This is a genomic window from Methylococcus sp. ANG (assembly GCF_040730495.1).
GTDB lineage: Bacteria > Pseudomonadota > Gammaproteobacteria > Methylococcales > Methylococcaceae > Methylococcus.
In genome coordinates, this window is record NZ_CP160399.1 from 897,094 (window position 1) to 916,740 (window position 19,647).

Genomic DNA, 19,647 nt, shown 5'->3' on the forward strand with positions numbered 1-19,647 from the left:
TTGATGAAAATCGCCGAAACTTAAAGTCAGAAACAAAACGCCTTAATTATAAAGGTTTTTATTCATTCAAGGAGAGATCCCATGAACAAGTCTCTAATAGTTTTGTTGAGCACTGTCAGCATCAATGCGTTTGCCGCAATGCCATATACGGTCACTGTCAACAATAATACCAACTGCCCGATGGTCATTCAGGATGGGGTCGACGCTCCGCAAACCATCCAGCCCAATGAAACATGGACGAATGACCATTTGGATGCGGACCCATCCTCATCACAAAAAGTTTCAATTACGGAATATGACACCATTCCGGGCTGGGAAAAAATAAAAACCTGTACCTGGGCGGTAGCGACTACTTCCGCCTCCCTCAATCACAACAATCGTACGAATGCCACTAGCTACGAAGTTGACCAAGGCGCTTCTGCAAGCGGCACTTATTGCGCTAAGATAGTGTGGGACGGAGCAGTGGTCAAGAATCAGTTATGCACCGGAAATACGTTCTCCAACTCAACGAGTTGGACGCCGAATCATGTGATGGAACTCACCATTACTCATAATACCGCCAATACCGCCGCTATCAACGAGACCGACACGGCCATAGCCGCCGTGTGCCAGCGCGCCCGTGACCGGAGCGCGGGGGTAAGAACATCCGTTTACAATTCCTATGCCAAAATGGAGGTGGGCGGCGGCAATGTGAAAGGACTGGCCAATAAATTCTGCGTGTTCCAGAATTCTACTAATAGCGGCATGATAGATTTGCAAACCCTGGGATCCAAGCAGCCATCGATCGCCGCTACCTATTTGTTGAAAGGACTCGATCTCGGCGCCTTACCCCACCCAGGCACGTCCGACAACCCCGGCACCTTTTACTGTAAGGCTCTGGAGGGCTCGTCGATCTCCCGGTATTCCATGGGAGGGTTTCTCACGCCGAATGGGGTGAGCGAAATCTGTGTGTTCGGTGATGGTTCAAAGGTTGGTATCTGGGAGCTCATCCATGTATCGGAAAACCCAGACCACCTATCCATGCGCAAAGCGGTTAAATCCAAGGCTCTGGATATAGCATTACCTTACATCAATACGGGAAACTAAGTGCTTTTCCGGCCAAGCCGGTGCAATTTAGTTATGGCTACCTGAGATTAGGTGGTAGACCCGAAGTCTTCTCCGGGTCTCCCTTCGGACAGGTCGCCGCCGCTTCGTTTGACGGCGGCAGCCACTTGAGCACCAAGATTTTGAATTGCAACGAGTTTCACGAAAAGATCTAGGCAGTTTTTAACCAAAGCGGCGGCAATCGAAAAACAACGACTGTTTAACTGTGACATAGAACGGAAAAAGCCGTGTCAAAATATCCCAACCCCATAAACGCCATGATTGCCGGACTCACCCTGTTCGGTATTTTCTCCTCAGAAACGGCACTCGCAGCCCCGGGCGCTCCGCTCACATCGTTCAGCAAGCGGCTGTGCAATTCAAATATAACTACCGCACCCTGCGACGCCATGCAACCGGCTTTGCCGATTTCATTTACGGTCGTTTCTAAAATAGGCTACAAAAAGGTTAATAAACTTGTGATTGATTTTGTGTCGGGAGCTTGCACCGGCGACGGGCGAGCCGATTATATTTCAATAGAGTCCACCCCAAATGGAGACACCAAGAAAAACCCAGAGTCAGGCGATAACTTCAGCAACAATCTATTTTATTTCGCGCCCAACCAATATATCGCTCCGGCAGGGAGCAACGGCGTTCAAGTGTTCTCGCAGGCGGCGAAGATATATCTGAACCCGGGGAACACCGTTACGCTCGAACACGACTCAGCCGCTAGTGGGGTTCAGCGTTGCGTTGCAGAACTGAATGGGCACTACGACCTTCGCTGAACACCAAGCACATCCGACCCAGCCATAGCCTTCGACCGGAGCCGGTGTAGGCCGTAGGCGTTGAGTAACACCGGAAATCTTTGGGAGTAGATGATGAAACCTAGGAGTCTGTCGGACTTTCCGGTTCTGGTTCGAACCGGATTGGAGGGGCGGAAGTCCGCTGTTTCCGTTAACATAGCGGCCTATTCCGGATAGATCGCGACAAGGTGAGACCCGATGAGCCGCTTCATCCCCGTCAATCGCCACCAGCAGTATCTGCTACCGCCCTCGGTTGACGAATGGCTGCCAGCCAACCACCTGGCACGGTTCCTCGTCGAGGTCATCGATCAGCTGGATTTAAGTCGACTGACGAGCCGCTACTCGGGGCGCGGGTCGGCGGCGCACCATCCGTCGGTACTACTGGCCCTGCTGGTTTATGGTTATGCCACCGGGGTGTTCTCCAGCCGCAAGATTGAGCGGGCCACCTACGATTCGGTGGCCTTCCGCTTTCTGTCGGCGGAAACCCATCCCGATCATGACACCCTGGCCCACTTTCGCAAGACCTTTCTGGGGGAGCTGGAGGACCTGTTCGTTCAGGTCTTGAGCCTGGCGCAGGCGATGAAGCTGGTGAGGCTCGGGCAGATTTCCCTGGACGGGACCAAGATTAAGGCCAACGCCTCCAAGCACAAGGCCTTGTCTCATGGCCACATCGAGAAGTTGGAAGCGCAGTTGCGGGAGGAGGTGCAGGCCTTGTTGCAGAAGGCGGCGGAGGCCGACGGGGCGGAGGAGCCGGACGGCATCGACCTGCCAGAGGAGTTGGCGCGGCGGCAGGATCGGCTGAAGGCCCTGGCGGAGGCGAAGGCCAAGATCGTGGAGCGGGTCGCGGAGCGCGATGCCCGGGCGCAGCAGGACTATGAAGCCAAGGTAGCCCGTCGCGAAGGCCAGCGGCAGGCGGGCAAGAAGCCACGTGGGCAGGAGCCGAAGCCGCCGGAAACCGGGCCGAAGGCCAGCGACCAGATCAATCTGACCGACGAGGAATCCCGCATCATGCCGAGCCACGCGGGTTTCCTCCAGGGCTATAACAGCCAGGCTGCGGTGGATGTGGAGACGATGTTGATCGTCGCCACCACCGTCAGTCAGCAGACCAACGACAAGCAGCAGGTCGAACCGATGCTGGCCGAGATCGAGAAGCTGCCGGAAGCCTGGGGAAGCCCGAAGCCCTGCTGGCCGACACGGGCTACTTCAGCGCCGGCAACGTGCACGCCTGCTGCGAACAGCAGATCGAACCGCTGATCGCGATGGGACGGGACAGCCATCACGTGCCGCTGGCGGAACGCCTGGCTCCGGATGCCCCGGAACCGGAAACCACCGATCCCGTGGAGAAGATGGCCTGGAAACTCAAAACGAAGGCAGGGAAGGCCCGCTACGCCAAGCGCAAATCCACGGTGGAGCCGGTGTTCGGCATCATCAAACAGGTCTTGGGATTCCGCCAGTTCTCTCTGCGCGGCTTGGAGGCAGTGGCCGGAGAATGGAAGCTGGTGGCGATGGCGTTCAATCTGAGGCGGATGCACGTGTTGGCGGCAGCGTGACAGGCTTCACGTAAAAACCAAGCGTTACACACCAATAGCGCCGCCATGGGGGAGGCGGGGCACATCTTGGTCTAGTTATCGACGCGAAACGCTGGTGACTACCCCGCCAATGCCCCCGAAAAATTCTCGATTCCAAGAATCCCGACCCGAGTAAATCCATAGTCCGACAGACTCCTAGAAATCAGAAAACCCGTCTGGATGCCGCGATAGGCGCTTTAATCACCCTGGCCGACCCGGCCGGTGCAGCCGAAATCCTCGGCGGCTCCGGCATCGGCTTCGACGACTCACCCATCCCCTGGGTCAGCACCATCGTGTTCGACAAGAAGGACGCCAAAGCCGGAGCGGCCGCGTTCCTGGTCCAGACCGGCGACTACGTGACGCCGCCTTCGCAGCAGGGTTCCAGTACCAAGATCTGGGTGCCTTATCTTGCAGCGACCTCCTGGTGCGATTCCTACGCCAATCCGCTGGTTCCCAACAATCGGGATTTCAATCTCTGCTACGGCAACGGCTGGGAATCCAACTGGTATGTGCTCGATCTGAACGCGCTCCAGAAAAGCGGACTGAAAGGCGTGTGGGTCTCCGTGACAGCCAAGCGCGTCAGCGACGGCACCGAAACCTCGGTGGACGACCTGCTGATTCCGGCGCTCACCGTCTGGCAGGGCAAGCAAACGGAAGGCAGCAACCTGCAATGGTTTCCCCAGTCCTTCCAGTCCACGCCGAAGTTCTGGGCCAACCAGTTGAACCCCTTCACCGGCGGCAATACCCAGAGCACGGCTGGGCCCCGGCCTACGGCACCGCCGCCCAGGATCAGACGGAAGTCACCGGCTGGGTCAAACTGCAGCCTGGCGGGCGCAATTTTCTGACGGTAGCCGTGGGCGGCGATGCCCGCAAGCGGATCGTCAAGCAGCGGACGAGCGACGGCCAATGCAAGTACGCGCTGAGCGTGACCGTCGGCAAGAAGAAGCCGGCAGAGGGGAACGGTGCATCGGCGACCCCAGCGCAAACGCCCAGGGCCGGCGGCGCCGCTACCGGGCAGGGCGGCTACCTGGCCAGCCCGCTGAAGGTTGCCGTGACCAACGGCCTCAATGAGACGATCCAGGTGGGTTCCCAGGCTTCCGGTCCCTGGACGGAGGTCAAGCCCTCCGAAAGTCTCACCGTGCAAGGCATCGGCAATTTCGAGGTCAATCACGCCAACGTCTACGTCAAGAGCAGCCATGGCGACGACCAGTTCCTGGTGCAGAACGGCATCATCGGCTACCCGGTGGCATTCGCCCAGATTACCGGCCATGGCCAATGGAACCCTGGGATTTTCGACGTCGGGGACACCGCCGCCGTCACCGTCGACGGCTGGTCCTACACCGTCACCCGGCACAGCGACGAGAGCGCAGGCGCGGCTCTCAGAGGCGCCAAGAGCTTCGAGCTGATCTTGAAGCCCGCCCCGTAAGCACCCCCAGGAAATTTCAGGAGCATTCAGTGATGAAAACCATAAACAAAAACCTGTTCCGCGCCGTGGCAGGCGCCCTGGCTGCCCTCGCCGGCCCGGCCGGCGCGGCCACGATCTTCGGTGGCGACGGCCTCGGCTTCGACGATTCGCCCATTCCCTGGGTCAGCACTGTCGTGTTCGACAAACAGGACGTGAAACCCGGCGCGCCCGAATTCGTGGTCAGGACCGGCGACGACGTGACGCCGCCTTACCAGAAACTCGCTAAAGCCAAGATCCTGGTGCCTTCCCTTTCGGCCACCTCCTGGTGCGACTCCTACGCCAACCCGCTGCTCCCCAACAACGAGGACTTCGGCACCTGTTACGGCAACGCCTCGAAGTCCAACTGGTACGTGCTCGACCTGAACGCGCTCCAGAAGAGCGGCCTGAAGGGCGTTTGGGTGTCGGCCACGGCCCGGCGCGTCGACGCTGCCGCGGACAATCCGCTGATTCCCGCGCTCACGCTCTGGCAGGGCGCGCAGGACATCGGCAGCAACCTGGGCTGGTTTCCGCAATTCTTCCAGTCCGCTCCGGCGTTCTGGGCGAGCCAATTGGCCCCGTTCACCGGCGGCAGCACTAAGAGTAGCGGCTGGGACACCGCCTACGGCACTGCTGGCCAGGATGTGGCCCAGGTCACCGGCTGGGTCAAGCTGAAACCGGGCGGGCAAAACTTCCTGACCGTGGCCGTGGGCGGCGACGCCCGCAAACACACGGTCAAGCAAACCACCTATCCCGATCTCCGGTATACGCTGGCACTGAGCGTGGGCAGGAAAAAGCCGGAGCCGGCCGGTCCCGGGCTTTCGGCCTCCGAAACTCAAGCGACGGAGAATGTCTCGCCTGCGGAAAAGCCTATCGTCGCTCAGCCTAGATTCGTTTCCAACGGAGTCGATATCACGCTCACGAACAATCTCAACGAGACGATTCAGTACGGGGATTCCGTCCAAGGACCATGGACTGACCTTAGACCATCGGAAAGCTATACCAAGACCGGGCCTTCCACATTCTTATATAACAGCATTACCTATATTGAGATAAATACCAGCCGTGGCCAAGGAGAGGTCGAATGCATGAATTACTATATCGACTATCCGAGCTGCAATGTCACTCTCCCGAATTATGGCGATTGGAGTGATGCCGGTTATTTCTCCGAAGGTGAATCGGTTTCTACTACCATCGACGGCTGGTCCTACACGCTGACCCGACACACCGACGGCGAAGGATTTGCCGGCTCAAAGAAATTCGAACTTGTCATCAAAGATGCCAATCCAACGCCTACGCCGACTCCATCGCCAACCCCGACGCCGACGCCGGTCCCCACGTATACCGTGACGGTCGCCGGCGCCGACGGCGGTAAGATCGAGCATGGCCTGGTCGCCAGCGATACCGGTGGCATTTACTGCGGATCGACCTCCAGCGGGGAATTCACCGAGTGCAGCGAAACCTTCCAGGACGGCAGCCTCGTCTTCTTGGAGGCGACACCGGACACCGGGTATTCATACCCGACCTGGACCGGCTGTGAAAAGGTCGAAGGAGACGGCGCCTACTGCTGGATCAAGAAGATCAGCGGAAATACCACAATTACGGCGATATTCGGGCAAATAAACTATACGCTGAAGGTCACAGGAAAATATAACTCCAATCCAGGCGATGGATTGATTGTCAGCTCCCCGACGGGCATATCTTGCGGAAAAAACGCCTCCTCGTGTGAAGCATCGTTTGGCTCGGGCACGGCAATTACGCTCAAAGCCACGGCCTATTCGGGGTATAACGTCGCCGATATGGTCTGGGAAAACTGCGAGAGCATCAGTTCGGATAATTCGCAGTGCCATGTTACTCTCGATGCGGACCTCACGGTAAAAGCGGAGTTTCTTCGCTAAGTCCCATATCAAAATCCGCCGGGTTTGATCGTGAACCCGGCGGCAGAGAATAACAAGCGACATGGGAGAGAAGTATGAATACCTGCAAAAGGTTGGAATACCGCGCCGGCAACATCACCGAATGGTACGAAAACCGGCCGGAAGGGGTGGAACAGGGCTTCACCCTGGCCCAACCGCCCCAGGGTGGCGCCCGAGAAATCGAGCTTTGGCTCGGCGCTGATGGAGACCTGGCATTCAAGCTCGACGCCGACGGCCTCGGCGCCACGCTCGTGGACGGAGACGGCCGCGACGTGCTGGCCTGCCGCAAGCTGGACGCAGTCGACGCTCAAGGCAGACGCCTGCCGGCCAGGCTCGTGCTTGACGCAACAGTGCTTGCCATCCGGGTCGATGTCCAAGGCGCGGCGTGGCCCGTCGTGGTCGATCCGCTGATCTACGATATCCGGCAGAAGTTCACGGCGCAGACCGGCGGCGGTACTGACGATGCGCAAGCGGGCGCCGACTTCAGCCGGTCGATTGCGATGTCGGCCGATGGCAGCCTCGCCTTGGTTGGAGCGCCGGGTGCCAACGTTTCCGGACAAACCGCTGCCGGCGCCGCCTATATCTACGCGCGTGGCGCTTCCGGCTGGACGGTCGAGCAAAAGCTGACGGCCCAGACCGGCTCAGGAGCGAGCGACGTGGCAAGCTTCGCGGAGTTTGGCTACTCGGTCGCACTCTCTGAGGACGGCAGCGTTGCCCTGATCGGCGCGATGGATGCTACAGCCGGTGGCAAAGCCGACGCCGGCGCGGCGTACATCTATGTCCGTGAGCCTGAAGGCTGGGCAATCCGGCAGAAAGTGACGGCCCTGACCAGCGACGGGGCCGACGACACCGTGGCAGGCGGCTACTTCGGGATGGCGGTGGCGCTGACAGGGAACGGCGACACCGCCGCAATCGGCGCGGTCGGCTCTGACGCCGGCTCGGTCAAAGGCGCCGGCGCGGTTTACCTCTTCGGCCGCGTTGGGGCCGATTGGCGGATCAAGCAGAAACTCTGCGCACAAAACACCGACGGCTCCGATAACGCCGAGGCACTCGCAGCTTTCGGAACCGCTGTGGCTTTGTCTTCCGACGGCAGCGCGTTGCTGGTTGGGGCCAATTTCGCCCATGCGGAAGCAGGCGCGGCCTATGTCTATAAGCCCTGGAACGAACGTTGGCGCATCTGGCAGAAGCTGACGGCGCAAACCGCCGGAGGCAAGGATGATTCCGAGGCGGGCGCGATGTTCGGGGCATCGGTGGCGCTCAACAACAACGGCACGACCGCGCTGATTTCCGCCTGTATGGCGACCGTGGCTGGCCAGGCCGAGGCGGGAGCTGCCTACGTCTACCGGTTGATCGAGGACAAGCACGGCGTGGAAACCTGGAAGATTCAGCAGAAGCTGGTTGCTCAAACCGCCGATGGCAGGAACGACACATCGGCTTATGCCCGGTTCGGCAAATGCGCCTTGGCGGGAACCACTATGCTGATCGGCGCCGAAGAGGCAGAGGTGAATGCGCTTGCCAAAGCCGGGACTGCCTACGTTTACCAATATCGGGACAAGCACTGGCGCATCCGCCAGAAACTCACGGCGCAAACGGACGCCGGCACCCGTGACGCCGAGGCCGACGCCCGTTTTGGTGTGACCGCCCTCTCCGCCGACGGCGCCACCGCCCTGGTCGGCTCATTCGGGGCCGCGGCTTCCGGCAAAGCGAAGGCCGGAGCGCTCTACGCCTACGACTCGGCGTATCGGCCGAGCGTGACCCTCAACGGCGGCGGTACGGTGACGAGCAGTCCAGTTGGCCTCGACTGCGGCGCCAGCTGCGAATCCGGCTTTGCCAAAGGCATCGCCGTCACTCTGACAGCCGTACCGGCCGAAGGCTACCGCTTCAAGGGCTGGAGCAGCGGCGGCTCTGGCACAAAGACCCGCACGGTAAAGCCCGTCAAACCCAGCGGCATCGAATAAATCACCAACGATTTGGGAGAATAGAATGAATACCCGTACAGCACTCCAATCCCGGCACTTCGCCTGGCTTTTCATCGCTGCGGCAGGCATCGAAGCCTTGAGCCTGCCGGCCTGCGCCGCCGCCAGGCTTGAGCCGCCGGCCGACCTGCGAACCGCCATCAATGAGACCCTGCGCCGTATCGAACCCGCCCCTAACGGACACTACATCGCCCATAATCCCGAACAGCGCCTCGCCGTCGGTTTCGACGGGCAAGGCATCCGTCTGGCGCCTTCGACGAAAGGCTCGAGCTGGCACTGGGGCCTAAAGCTCCAGGGCTATGGTGTTCCCGGCCGGATCGCGCCGGTTCGGCGCGCCCAGACTGTAAACCATGGCCCGCGTCTGGAGTACCGCCGTGACGGCATCACCGAATGGTACGAGAACCGGCCCGAAGGACTGGAACAGGGATTCACCCTGGCCCACCCACCCAAGGCCGGTGTCCGCGAAGTGGAACTGCGCCTGTCCGCCAACGGCGACTTGAGCCTCAAGCTCGACACCGACGGCCACGGCGCCACGCTCGTCGACAGCGCCGGCAAAGAGACACTGGCCTACCGCAAGCTCGATGTGGTCGACGCACGGGGCAAACACCTGCCGGCCAAGCTTACCCTGGCCGGGAACGCCCTCGCCATCCGGGTCGATGTCCACGGCGCGGCATGGCCCGTCGTGGTCGATCCGCTGATTTACGACATCGGGCAGAAGCTCAGGGCGCAGACCATGTTCGGCGGCGACGACGCACAGAAGGACGCCGGCTTCGGCCGTGCAATCGCACTCTCGGCCGACGGCAGAACCGCCCTCGTCGGCGCGCCTTTTGCGGAAGTGTCCGGCCTGCCCTATGCCGGTACTGCTTACGTCTACACGCTAGACGCGGCCGGCTGGACAATCGAGTGGAAGCTGGTGCCCCAGGATACTGAGGGATTCGGGGAGTTCGGAACCTCGGTCGCGCTTTCTGCCGACGGCAATACCGCCTTGATCGGCGCTTATGGCATGACGGCCGCCGGCCAAGCCGAGGCCGGCGCAGCTTACCTCTATACGCGCACCGGAGGAGGCTGGCTATTCCAGCAAAAGCTGACTGCCCAGACCAGCGGCGGCGCCGACGATGCGGTGAAGCTCGGCCACTTCGGGATGGCGGTCGCGCTGACCGGGGACGGCAATACCGCGGCGGTCGGCGCGCTCGACGCGAACGCGGGTATGGTCGACTACGCCGGCGCGGTTTATCTCTACGGCTGCACCACCGACATCTCGGATCCCTGGCGGAAGCACTGCCAAGTCAGCCAGAAGATCATCGCGCAGAAGACCGACGGCACCGACGATGCAGAATCCGGCGCGGCCTTCGGCGACGCCGTGGCCTTGTCCCAGGATGGCGGCGCCCTGCTGGTGGGGCCTATTTCGCCGACGCTGAAGCCGGCGCGGCCTATGTCTACAAGCCCTGGAGCGACGGCTGGCGCATCTGGCAGAAACTCACGGCGCAGACCGGCAGCGGCAAGAACGACTCCGAAGCGGGCGCCAGTTTCGGCGCCTCGGTGGCTCTGAACAGCAACGGCACCGAGGCGCTGATTTCGGCCTTCCGGGCAACCGTGTCGGGGAAACCGAAGGCGGGCGCGGCCTATGTCTACCGGATGGTCGAAGACAAGCACGGAATCGAAACCTGGAGGATTCGGCAAAAGCTCACCGCCCAGACCGCCGACGGCAAGAACGACGCTTCGCCTGACGCCCGGTTTGGTAAATGCGCCCTGGGTCCCGGCGTCGCGCTGATCGGCGCCCAGCAGGCCCCGGTCGATGGTCTGACCGAAGCCGGCGCGGCCTACCTTTACCGATATCAGGACAAACACTGGCGCATCCGCCAGAAACTCACGGCGCAAACGGATGCGGGCGCCAGCGACGTCGAGGCGAACGCCCACTTCGGCGTGACCTCCCTCTCCGCCAACGGCGGCACTGCCATGGTCGGGGCCTATGACGCGACGGCCTCCGGCAAAACAGGGGCCGGCGCCGTCTACGCGTTCGAGTCGCCGTATGTGCTGAAGGTAACGACTTCCGTCGGCGCTGTGGGTGCGGTGACGAGCCAGCCAAACGGCATCGTCTGCGGCAGCGGCATCTATTGCCAAGCCCGTTTCGCTAAAGGCACGGCCGTCACGCTAACCGCGCACCCCATCGAAGGCTATCGGTTCACAGGCTGGAGCGGCGGCGGCTGTGCCGGCAAGAAGCCCTGCACGGTGAAGCTGAACAAGTCCAAGACCGTCGAGGCAAAGTACGTGCCGCAGCAGTAATAATCCCCTCCGGCAGCGTACACCGGAGGATTTTCCGGAACGGATAGACAGAGGTCTCAGCCTAATGGGTAAGCCGAATCGCGCCACCGTTCCACGCGATTCGGCCACGGAACGACTCACAAACGATGTAAGAGGAGTGTCATGAACAACATCAATCCGTGCCGGCATTGGCACATCGTCGGGCTGCTCCTGGCGGGGCTATGGGGAACAGCCGCCCTGGCCACGCCCGAAATCGACTTTCCGGCGGACCTGCAGACGGCAATAAACCAAAGCCTGGGCGCCTACGACGTACAGCAGAAGCTCACGGCTCAGACCAGCGAAGGCGGCGACGCGCAGAAATCCGCCGAATTCGGGTTCCGCATCGCGCTTTCGGCGGACGGAAATACCGCCCTGGTTGCCGCGGGCGGGGCCGAGGTCGACGGCCTGCAAGCAGCCGGAGCCGTCTACGTCTATACCCGCACCAGCACCGGCTGGACCATCCAGCAGAAACTGACGGCGCAGAACGGCGACGGCAGCGACGATGCGCAGAAGGATGCGGTCTTCGGCCGCTCGGTCGCGCTGGCCGCGGATGGAGGGACCGCCGTGGTCGGCGCGGATGGTGTAACGGTTTCCGGCCAAGCCTGGGCCGGCGCCGCCTATGTGTACCGCCGCAACGGCTCGCTCTGGCAGATTCAGCAGAAAGTCACTGCCCAGAAAACCGACGGCACAGCCGACGTTTCGAAAGATGCCGGCTTCGGCTCGGCGGTCGCCTTGAGCGGGGACGGCCATACCGCCGCCATCGGCGCCCGCCAAGCCCTGGGCGAAGGCGCACTCGGCCAGTCGTATACCGGCGCGGTTTACGTCTATCGGAGCACCGATACGGGCTGGCAGATTCGGCAGAAAGTAATGGCGCAGAACACCGACGGCACCAGCGATGCCACGCCCGGCGCAGAGTTCGGCGATGCCGTCGCGCTGGCCGCGGACGGCGGCACCTTGCTGGCCGGCGCCGACTTTACCGAGGACTGGTCCGGCGCAGCCTATGTCTACAGCGCCACCGACGCCGGCTGGGCCATTCAGCGGAAGCTGATCGCTCAGACCAGCCGCGGCAAGGACGACAGGGAGCCGGGCGCCCGTTTCGGCGGCGCGGTAGTGCTGTCCACCGACGGCAACACGGCCCTGGTCGCCGCGGGCGAAGCCACCGTTTCCGGACTGCGGCAGGCCGGTGCAGCCTACGTTTATCAGCGCAAGGGCGGCCGCTGGAACATCCAGCAGAAGCTGATCGCGCAGACTCCCAACGGCAAGGCGGATGCAATGGAAAACGCTTTCTTCGGCTCCAGCGCGCTGACGGCCGATGGCGATACCGCGCTGATCGGCGCCACATTCGCCGATGCGGAGGGGCTGACCCATGCCGGAGCCGCCTACCTCTATCGCCGCGAGGGCAAGCGCTGGCGCATCCAGCAGAAACTCACCGCGCAGACGGAATCGGGAACGAGCGACGCCGAGGCCAATGCCCATTTCGGCAAAACTGCCCTTTCCGCAAACGGCGGCACCGCCTTCATCGGCGCCTTCGACGCGACGGTCTCCGGCCTGACGAATGCCGGCGCCGTCTATGCCTACGATTCCGCCTACCGGCTGACCGTGACCGCCAACGGCGGCACCGTGACGAGCCTGCTGGTAGGCATCGACTGCGGCGCCACCTGCGAGGCCGGCTTCGCCAAAGGCACAGCCGTCACCCTGACTGCAGTCCCCGCCGAGGGCTACCGCTTCAAGGGCTGGAGCGGCGCTGGCTGCTCCGGCAAGAAGCCCTGCACGGTGAAGCTGAACCAGTCCAAGACCGTGAAAGCCGTGTTCGCCCCCCTCCCCGGTCTGGCCCAAGGCTGGGTGGTCGGCACCGCGCCGGCGGACGGCTACGGCGTCATCCTGCATACCGCCAGCGGTGGCCTACGCTGGGAACGCCAGGGCTCGGCCGGCGACGTTCCCAACGTGGCGCTCAACAACGTGAAGGCGGCAAACCGCGAAGTCGCCTGGGTCGTCGGCGACCGCGACGGCGGTTACGGCGTGATCCTGAAAACCCGCGACGGCGGCCAGACCTGGGTTCGCCAAGGGCAACCGGGCTCGATCCCGGACGTCGAGCTGCACGGGATCGGAGCGGCCGATGCGAAGACCGCCTGGGTGGTCGGCAACGGGGGCACCATTCTGCGGACCCGCGACGGCGGGAGGACTTGGGTCCAGCAAGCGAGCGGAACCAGCACCAATCTCTACGAAGTGGCCGCGGTGGATTCCAAGGTTGCCTGGATCGTCGGCGACCAGGAGGACGGCTATGCCGTCGTCCTCCACACCGCCGACGGCGGACGAACCTGGGAACGGCAGGGTACCACCGCCACACTGCGCGCCCAGGCATTCATCGACGTGGCCGCCCCGAACCGGCAGACCGCCTGGGCGGTGGGCACGGACAGCACCGTGTCGAAAACCTCGGACGGCGGCAAGACCTGGCAACTCCAGATGGGCCACGGACTCAGCCACAACAACGGCGTTGCTACGGTGGACAGCGAGACCGCCTGGATTGCCGCGGACTACAACGTCGCCTACCGGACTAGGGCGTTGGAACAAAATAACTCTTCCAAATACTGAGGGGTTTGTTCTAAAGTTGCGGTATGGAACATGCCGCAATCAAGAAGCGCTTTGAGAAACTCGATCGGTACCTGGACGAGCGTCTGCGGCGCTTGGTTGCCGGGGCGGAGGCGCTGGCGATTGGCCGAGGCGGAATCTCGGCCGTGTCACGGGAAACCGGTTTATGTCGAGAGGCGATTCGTCAAGGCTGCCAAGAGTTGGAACAACAGAATGCCTTGCCTCAGGGCCGTATTCGCCGGAAGGGGGCAGGCCGGAAACGGACGGTTGACCAGGACTCCACCCTGAAGGCCGATTTGGAGCGATTGATTGATCCGGTGACGCGCGGGGATCCGGAATCCCCGTTGCGTTGGACGTGTAAGAGCACGCGGCAATTGGCCGAAGCCCTCACTGAGATGGGGCACCGAACCAGCCATCGGATGGTGGGCGAACTGCTCCGCGCGCTGGGCTATAGCCTGCAAGGTAATCGAAAAACCTTGGAGGGCGGTTCGCATCCGGATCGCAATGCCCAGTTCGAGCATATCTACACCCAGGTGAAGCAGTTCCAAGGGCGGGGCGATCCGGTCATCTCGGTGGACACCAAGAAGAAGGAACTGGTCGGGAATTTCAAGCAACAGGGCCTGGAATGGCGCCCCGAAGGGCAGCCGGAAGCCGTTCGGGTGTATGATTTTCAAGACCCCGAACTGGGGAAGGTGGCACCGTATGGCATTTACGATCCGACGTTGAATATCGGCTGGGTCAATGTCGGGACGGATCACGACACCGCGCAATTCGCGGTGGAAAGTATTCGCCGCTGGTGGCACTCCATGGGCGCACCGTGTTATCCGAAGGCACGGCACTTGTTGATTACGGCCGATGGCGGTGGGAGCAATGGCTCGCGTGTGCGCTTATGGAAGCGGGAGCTTCAGGCATTAGCCACCGAGTTAGGACTGGCCATCACGGTGTGTCACTTCCCGCCGGGAACCAGCAAATGGAACCAGATTGAGCATCGCCTATTTTCCTTTATCACGATGAATTGGCGCGGTCGTCCGCTCATCAGTCACGAGGTCGTGGTGAATTTGATTGCCTCGACGACCAATCGCAAAGGCTTGCGGGTCTATTGCGAACTGGACGATAGCGAATATCCCAAAGGGATCAAGGTCACCGACGCGGAAATGGACGGCCTCAAAATACAGCGCCATGCCTTCCATGGCGAATGGAATTATACGATCCTGCCGTAGCATTCATATGGCAGATTTATTTTGTTCCAATGCCTAGCGACGGTGGGACGGACTGGGCACGGCAGCGGGTTAACGTGCCCGGCAACTATTACCTCTTGGGCGTAAGCGCGGCCACTCAAGATACGGCTTGGATGGTCGGCAGGGGCATCGGCGTCGAGGCCAGCCACGGCATCATTCTGCAGACCACCGACGGCGGGACGACCTGGGCGGTCCAGACGCCACCGGTCGACGTGCCGTTTCGCCGAGTGTCATTCGTCGGCGCACGCTGAAGTCCACTCATGCCTCCGAGCCGCTGCGGACTGACAACCCGCAGTGGTTATTTCTCACCCCGGTATCAAGGAAACAGGAGACCAGCCCCCACCGACCGAAAGACCTCAATTTCCGAAACACGCCAGACCGCAACGTGTTAGCGCTCAACCGACATGTTCAACGAAAGAATGTACAAAATAACTTAGGGAGATACTTATCCCGGATGTTTCATAAAAATGCCCCCTGCGCCCGATAGCTTGGCCAGCTGCCTATTTTTTCAGTCCACCGAACTGACCTACGCCCCCCATGAGGCATGGGCAGCCCCTCGACCTGCCTCTTTTCGCGGGGGTGGTGGCCGGAATCCAGACACTGGACGCAATCAACCCTCCGAGTCCTGCCGGATCCTCCTCGGTTGAGGGTGACGGCGCGCTTCAGGCCATGGCCGGTGGTCGGACGAGATAGAGTATCTCGGTGACCCGGTGCAACAGCGCCTTCACCGGACAGGCGCTCGGCAAGTGCAACTTGATCCGGTCCTTGTACTGCACCACCCGCACCGCCAGCTTGAACAGCTTCAGGATGAGGGTCATGGGCTGCGCCTTGGCCAGTTCGGTGTGGCACAGGGTGTGCTCCCGCAGGCTGTGGATCAGGCTGTAGGCGGCACAGGCATAGAACAGGCGCAGGTGGTTGGCGAGGAAGGCATGGTCGGCGGTGCGATCACTGGCCAGATCGTTCTTCACCGCCTTGATGAAGTTCTCGTCCTGGCCGCGTGCGCAGTACAGATCCCGGTACAGCGCCTCCGGCGTCGGGTCGGCGAGCGAGGTCACGACGAAGCGCGGGTTGTCCCCCAGGCCCATGACCTCGGCCTTGAGCACCACCCGATAGGCCTTGGGCCAGGAACCGGCCTGGTAGGCCACCTCGTCATACAAACGGGTCGCCGCCGGCTCGGGCTGTTCGGCGCGGCGAGCGAAATCACAGCGTTGCGCATGCAAGGCGCGCGTCTTGGCAAGCAGCGGCTCGGCCTTGGGCGTCAGCACCTGGTTGCCGGCCAGGCCGAAGAGGAAATCCATCCGTGCATCGGCTTCGCACAGGGCCATCAACTCCGGGTTGGCGAAATGGCCATCCCCGCGCAGGACGAGGTGGGTATCCGGCCAGGCCTGGCGCAGGCGGCGCACGACCCGCTGGAGGATGGCGGCGTTCTCGCGCCCGGTGGGGCGTTTGCCGGGCCGCAGCACGGCGGTGATGAACTTGCCGGAGAGGCCCTCGAACAAGAACAGCGGCAGATAGCAGTGGCTGCCGTAGTGGTGATTGTAGAAGGCCAGTTCCTGCTGCCCGTGGGTGCGGTCTTCGGAGTGGTCCATGTCCAAGACGATGACCGCGGGCGGGGTGGTGTAGCTGGCGATGAAGGCATCGACGAAGGCGCGGGCCAGGCGGTAGATGTCCTTGCGGGAGACTCCGTTCTCCAAGCGCGAGAAGGTGGGGCCGGAAGCCAGGGCGTTGTCGGCATCCAACGGCGCCCGCTCGGCCGCCAGCTTGAACACGGGATCGTGGCGCAGGCTGTTGGCGTCGTTGCCGTCGGCATAGCCGCAGGCGGTCTGGAAGATGCGCTGACGCAGGAGGTCGGCCAAGCTGTGGGCGATGTAGGAAGGGTGCCGGCGATCCTGAATGGCCGAGGCCAGACGGGCGATCAATCCGGTCTGCCGATCCACGCCCTGCAGGAGGAGGGCGCCGAAGTCGCTGGACACCGCGCCGCCTTCGAAGTCGGCACGGACGGTGAAGCCGGCGACGGTGGGAAAACGGAGCTGGGTCGGGATAGAATCACTCATTGGGCGGTCTCGTTTAGGCTTCGTACGAAGCGTTATTGGCGCAACTCCAATTATATCAATTGGTTAAGCGAGATTCGCCCACTTTCTTGAAATATCCGGGTTATGAGGTTCATGCACAAACCGCCGTTCGCCGCCAGCCTCCTCGCCGCCTGCCTGGGTACGGGCTCGATGCCGTCGGAAGCCGTCACCCCGGCTCAAATCAAAAAGGTCAAGCATTTCGTCGTCATCTACCAGGAAAACCACAGCTTCGACAATCTGTTGGGCGACTGGGAGGGCGTGAACGGACGCAAGCCCGGCAATTACGCGCTGCAGGTCAATCAGGCCGGCGAGCCTTTCGAATGCCTGCTGCAGAACGACTCGAATCTGACTTCGCCATCGCCGCTGGCGACCACCTGCGTCGATGCGGCGAACAACATCGAAAGCGCGTTCGCCAATGCGCCGTTTTCGATCAATACCTACGGCACCGACCCGTCCACCGAGGACTTGACCCATCGGTTCTACCAGCATCAGTACCAATTGAACGGCGGCAAGATGAACCGTTTCGTCACCGGCAGCGAGGCGGTCGGTTTGACGATGGCGTACTACGACACCAAGGCGCTGCCCATTTACCAGTACCTGCATCGGGACGGCCACCCGCGCTATGCCGTCGCCGACAATTTCTTCCAGGCGGCCTTCGGCGGCTCGTTTCTGAACCATCAGTGGCTGGTGGCGGCGCGCACGCCGATCTGGCCCAATGCGGTGAACGACGGCGGCAAGACGGATCAGCACTCGGTGGTCGACGAGAACGGCATGCCGGTCACCACCAGCGACGGCTATCCGCTCTATACCAGCCCCTTGGGCAAAGCGGTTTATGATGGTCGGCTGACCGCTTCCTGCAATCCCCCGGCCGGCCGTGCGCCGACTCCGGCGGGCGTCGCCTGCGGCGACTACGCGATCAATACCACCCAGCCCAATCAGCAGCCGTACAGTCCGGGCACCAAGGACTACAAGCGGCTTCCTTTGCAGACGGCGCCCACCATCGGCGATCGCCTCTCCGCCGCGGGGATAAGCTGGGGCTGGTATGCGGAGGGCTGGTCGAACGCAAACGGGAACATCGGCGCGCCGGGCTGGACCAACGGCACGGGACCGAAGTGCACCGATTCCTACACCGACGTCGAAGCCGTTTTCCCGAACTGCGTGAATCAGGACTTCCAGTACCACCACCAGCCGTTCAACTATTTCAAGGCGTTCGACGCTTCCACCAAAGCCGGCAAGAAGAACCGCAAGGTCCATCTGCGCGACGAAGTCGAATTCGTCCAGCTCGCGAATCGTTCCACCAAGACATGCAAACTCCGGCAGGTCAGCTTCGTCAAACCGCTGCCGGCGGGGAGCGAGCATCCGGGCGGCACCCAGATGCAGGGCCGGGAACACCTGGTGGCCTTGCTCGAAGCGGTGGAGAACAGCGCCTGCGCGAAACACACCATGGTCATCGTGACCTACGACGAGTTCGGCGGCCAGTACGACCACGTCCAGCCGCCGGGCCAGGGCCAGGGCAACGACAACGGGCCGCACGATCAGTGGGGACCGGGCAGCCGCATCCCCGCCCTGGTCGTTTCGCCCTTGCTGCCCTACGAGTTCGGCGTCGACAGCACCCAGTACGACACCACCTCGATCCTGGCGACCCTGGAAAAGCGCTATCGCCTCGCGCCGGTCAGCGACCGCGACGCGCAGGTCAACGATATGTTCTCGGTGTTCGACGCGGCGCCGCCGGCGACCCAATCGGCTCGCTGAAAAAACCTTCTCCAATGACATCGTCCCTGCCGGTCGTTATGGCCGGCAGGGACACCGCTAGACGAATATCTTATGAGGCCCAAAATGCACCCGAACATCCGCAAACTCCTGGCCCCTGCGATCGCCGCCGCGATCTGGATGCCGTGTTCCGCTCAGGCCGGCACCACGCCGGATGCGCCTTCCGTCGACACTAAGCCCGGCATCGAAGGGGCGCCCTGGGGCAAGAACGTCGCGATCACCTTCGGCAAGGACACCTATACCTTGGCCTCGGACGGCATCCCCAACCATCCCCGACCGCCCAAGTATCTCCTGCCGAAACAGGGCGTCGTGGTGCCGGAATCGCCGGCGGACCTGTATGCAGGCGACGATCCCACCTTGCCACAGAATTATTCGTTTACCCTCCCGCGCCATCCCACGAAAAAGGCCCATGCGACCCGGACAGGCTTTGGGCCGATCGGAGTCCTGGTAAGCGGCGCCGCGCTGTTCAATCCCTATGAAGGAGACGGCAAAACAGTAGCCCTGCAGCACAATTTCACGGTCAACGGCGTGTCGTTCATCGACGCATGCAATGCTCATCCTACCCCGCCCGGGGGCCCGAACGGCTTGGCATACCACTACCACGGCGTACCGCATTGCATCACAGACGCCCTCGACAAGCCCAAGCAGCACTCGAAGCTCATCGGCGTCGCCCTGGACGGCTTCCCCATCTACGGCCCGCTCGGCAAGGACGGAGCAAAACCCTCTCAGCTCGATGAATGCAACGGGCACGCCGAACCAACGGGCGAGTTCCCACAAGGGATTTACCACTATCATGTGACCGAGGATTTTCCATATACCGTCCGCTGCCTGGCCGGCGACGCCCCCTCTCTCGCTTCTCAACCCGCAGCCATCATCCAATGAACCCGCTGGCA

The 19,647-nt window shown here is 62.0% G+C and carries 15 protein-coding genes and 1 pseudogene; 15 read left to right on the plus strand and 1 reads right to left on the minus strand.

Translation table 11 applies throughout. The features are described from left to right. Nucleotides 1-81: 81 nt before the first annotated feature. The 13 genes and pseudogenes from ABZN20_RS04165 (at nt 82) to ABZN20_RS04225 (ending at nt 15,163) form a co-directional block, all read left to right on the plus strand. Nucleotides 82-1,086: a hypothetical protein gene (locus tag ABZN20_RS04165; protein ID WP_367026847.1), complete on the plus strand. Its 1,005-nt coding sequence runs from the start codon at nt 82-84 to the stop codon at nt 1,084-1,086. A gap of 245 nt (nt 1,087-1,331) precedes the next feature. Then, nucleotides 1,332-1,865 carry a hypothetical protein gene (locus ABZN20_RS04170; RefSeq protein ID WP_367026848.1) on the plus strand — a complete coding sequence of 178 codons (534 nt, stop codon included), beginning with the start codon at nt 1,332-1,334 and terminating at the stop codon, nt 1,863-1,865. 216 nt (nt 1,866-2,081) lie between these two features. Next, nucleotides 2,082-3,137 (plus strand): transposase, encoded by a 1,056-nt coding sequence (locus ABZN20_RS04175; RefSeq protein WP_367025156.1) that lies wholly within the window; start codon nt 2,082-2,084, stop codon nt 3,135-3,137. Next, nucleotides 3,038-3,433: pseudogene (locus ABZN20_RS04180) on the plus strand (transposase); the annotation flags it as partial. The gene ABZN20_RS04175 and the pseudogene ABZN20_RS04180, both read left to right, overlap by 100 nt. 311 nt (nt 3,434-3,744) lie before the next feature. Continuing rightward, nucleotides 3,745-4,296 (plus strand): hypothetical protein, encoded by a 552-nt coding sequence (locus tag ABZN20_RS04185; RefSeq protein WP_367026849.1) that lies wholly within the window; start codon nt 3,745-3,747, stop codon nt 4,294-4,296. An 8-nt stretch (nt 4,297-4,304) separates the two neighbouring features. Beyond that, complete coding sequence (locus ABZN20_RS04190; RefSeq protein WP_367026851.1) at nt 4,305-4,877, plus strand: hypothetical protein; 573 nt, start codon at nt 4,305-4,307, stop codon at nt 4,875-4,877. Nucleotides 4,878-4,909: 32 nt separating this feature from the next. Next, nucleotides 4,910-6,790 carry an InlB B-repeat-containing protein gene (locus ABZN20_RS04195; protein ID WP_367026852.1) on the plus strand — a complete coding sequence of 627 codons (1,881 nt, stop codon included), beginning with the start codon at nt 4,910-4,912 and terminating at the stop codon, nt 6,788-6,790. 74 nt (nt 6,791-6,864) lie between these two features. Continuing rightward, on the plus strand, nt 6,865-8,766 hold the full coding sequence (locus ABZN20_RS04200) for an InlB B-repeat-containing protein (RefSeq protein ID WP_367026853.1): 1,902 nt from the start codon (nt 6,865-6,867) through the stop codon (nt 8,764-8,766). A gap of 25 nt (nt 8,767-8,791) precedes the next feature. After that, a complete protein-coding gene (locus ABZN20_RS04205; protein ID WP_367026854.1) occupies nt 8,792-10,333 on the plus strand; it encodes an FG-GAP repeat protein in 1,542 nt (513 codons plus the stop codon). Then, entirely contained in the window at nt 10,324-11,067 is a 744-nt protein-coding gene (locus ABZN20_RS04210) for an InlB B-repeat-containing protein (RefSeq protein WP_367026855.1), read from the plus strand. Before ABZN20_RS04205 ends, ABZN20_RS04210 begins: the two co-directional genes overlap by 10 nt. Nucleotides 11,068-11,208: 141 nt before the next feature. Next, nucleotides 11,209-13,677, plus strand: a complete 2,469-nt coding sequence (locus tag ABZN20_RS04215; protein ID WP_367026856.1) for a YCF48-related protein — start codon at nt 11,209-11,211, stop codon at nt 13,675-13,677. 23 nt (nt 13,678-13,700) lie between these two features. Next, nucleotides 13,701-14,894, plus strand: coding sequence for an ISAzo13 family transposase (locus tag ABZN20_RS04220; RefSeq protein WP_367025483.1), 1,194 nt, complete (start codon nt 13,701-13,703; stop codon nt 14,892-14,894). A 29-nt stretch (nt 14,895-14,923) separates the two neighbouring features. Next, nucleotides 14,924-15,163, plus strand: coding sequence for a hypothetical protein (locus ABZN20_RS04225; RefSeq protein WP_367026857.1), 240 nt, complete (start codon nt 14,924-14,926; stop codon nt 15,161-15,163). 411 nt (nt 15,164-15,574) lie between these two features. Here ABZN20_RS04225 and ABZN20_RS04230 read toward each other — a convergent pair whose 3' ends face one another. Continuing rightward, a complete protein-coding gene (locus ABZN20_RS04230; RefSeq protein WP_367025178.1) occupies nt 15,575-16,966 on the minus strand; it encodes an IS1380 family transposase in 1,392 nt (463 codons plus the stop codon). Nucleotides 16,967-17,077: 111 nt separating this feature from the next. Here ABZN20_RS04230 and ABZN20_RS04235 point away from each other — a divergent pair, with 111 nt between their 5' ends. Both ABZN20_RS04235 and ABZN20_RS04240 read left to right on the plus strand, forming a co-directional pair. After that, nucleotides 17,078-18,736, plus strand: a complete 1,659-nt coding sequence (locus ABZN20_RS04235) for a phospholipase C (protein WP_367026858.1) — start codon at nt 17,078-17,080, stop codon at nt 18,734-18,736. Nucleotides 18,737-18,820: 84 nt separating this feature from the next. After that, nucleotides 18,821-19,636, plus strand: a complete 816-nt coding sequence (locus ABZN20_RS04240; protein WP_367026859.1) for a YHYH protein — start codon at nt 18,821-18,823, stop codon at nt 19,634-19,636. Nucleotides 19,637-19,647: the final 11 nt, after the last annotated feature.

Bases quoted from the DNA above. Each gene is read 5' to 3' on its own strand.
- ABZN20_RS04235 (WP_367026858.1), top strand. From the start codon at position 17,078: ATGCACAAACCGCCGTTCGCCGCCAGCCTCCTCGCCGCCTGCCTGGGT.
- ABZN20_RS04230 (WP_367025178.1), bottom strand. From the start codon at position 16,966: ATGAGTGATTCTATCCCGACCCAGCTCCGTTTTCCCACCGTCGCCGGC.
- ABZN20_RS04195 (WP_367026852.1), top strand. From the start codon at position 4,910: ATGAAAACCATAAACAAAAACCTGTTCCGCGCCGTGGCAGGCGCCCTG.
- ABZN20_RS04225 (WP_367026857.1), top strand. From the start codon at position 14,924: ATGCCTAGCGACGGTGGGACGGACTGGGCACGGCAGCGGGTTAACGTG.
- ABZN20_RS04215 (WP_367026856.1), top strand. From the start codon at position 11,209: ATGAACAACATCAATCCGTGCCGGCATTGGCACATCGTCGGGCTGCTC.
- ABZN20_RS04200 (WP_367026853.1), top strand. From the start codon at position 6,865: ATGAATACCTGCAAAAGGTTGGAATACCGCGCCGGCAACATCACCGAA.
- ABZN20_RS04220 (WP_367025483.1), top strand. From the start codon at position 13,701: ATGGAACATGCCGCAATCAAGAAGCGCTTTGAGAAACTCGATCGGTAC.
- ABZN20_RS04240 (WP_367026859.1), top strand. From the start codon at position 18,821: ATGCACCCGAACATCCGCAAACTCCTGGCCCCTGCGATCGCCGCCGCG.
- ABZN20_RS04175 (WP_367025156.1), top strand. From the start codon at position 2,082: ATGAGCCGCTTCATCCCCGTCAATCGCCACCAGCAGTATCTGCTACCG.
- ABZN20_RS04165 (WP_367026847.1), top strand. From the start codon at position 82: ATGAACAAGTCTCTAATAGTTTTGTTGAGCACTGTCAGCATCAATGCG.
- ABZN20_RS04205 (WP_367026854.1), top strand. From the start codon at position 8,792: ATGAATACCCGTACAGCACTCCAATCCCGGCACTTCGCCTGGCTTTTC.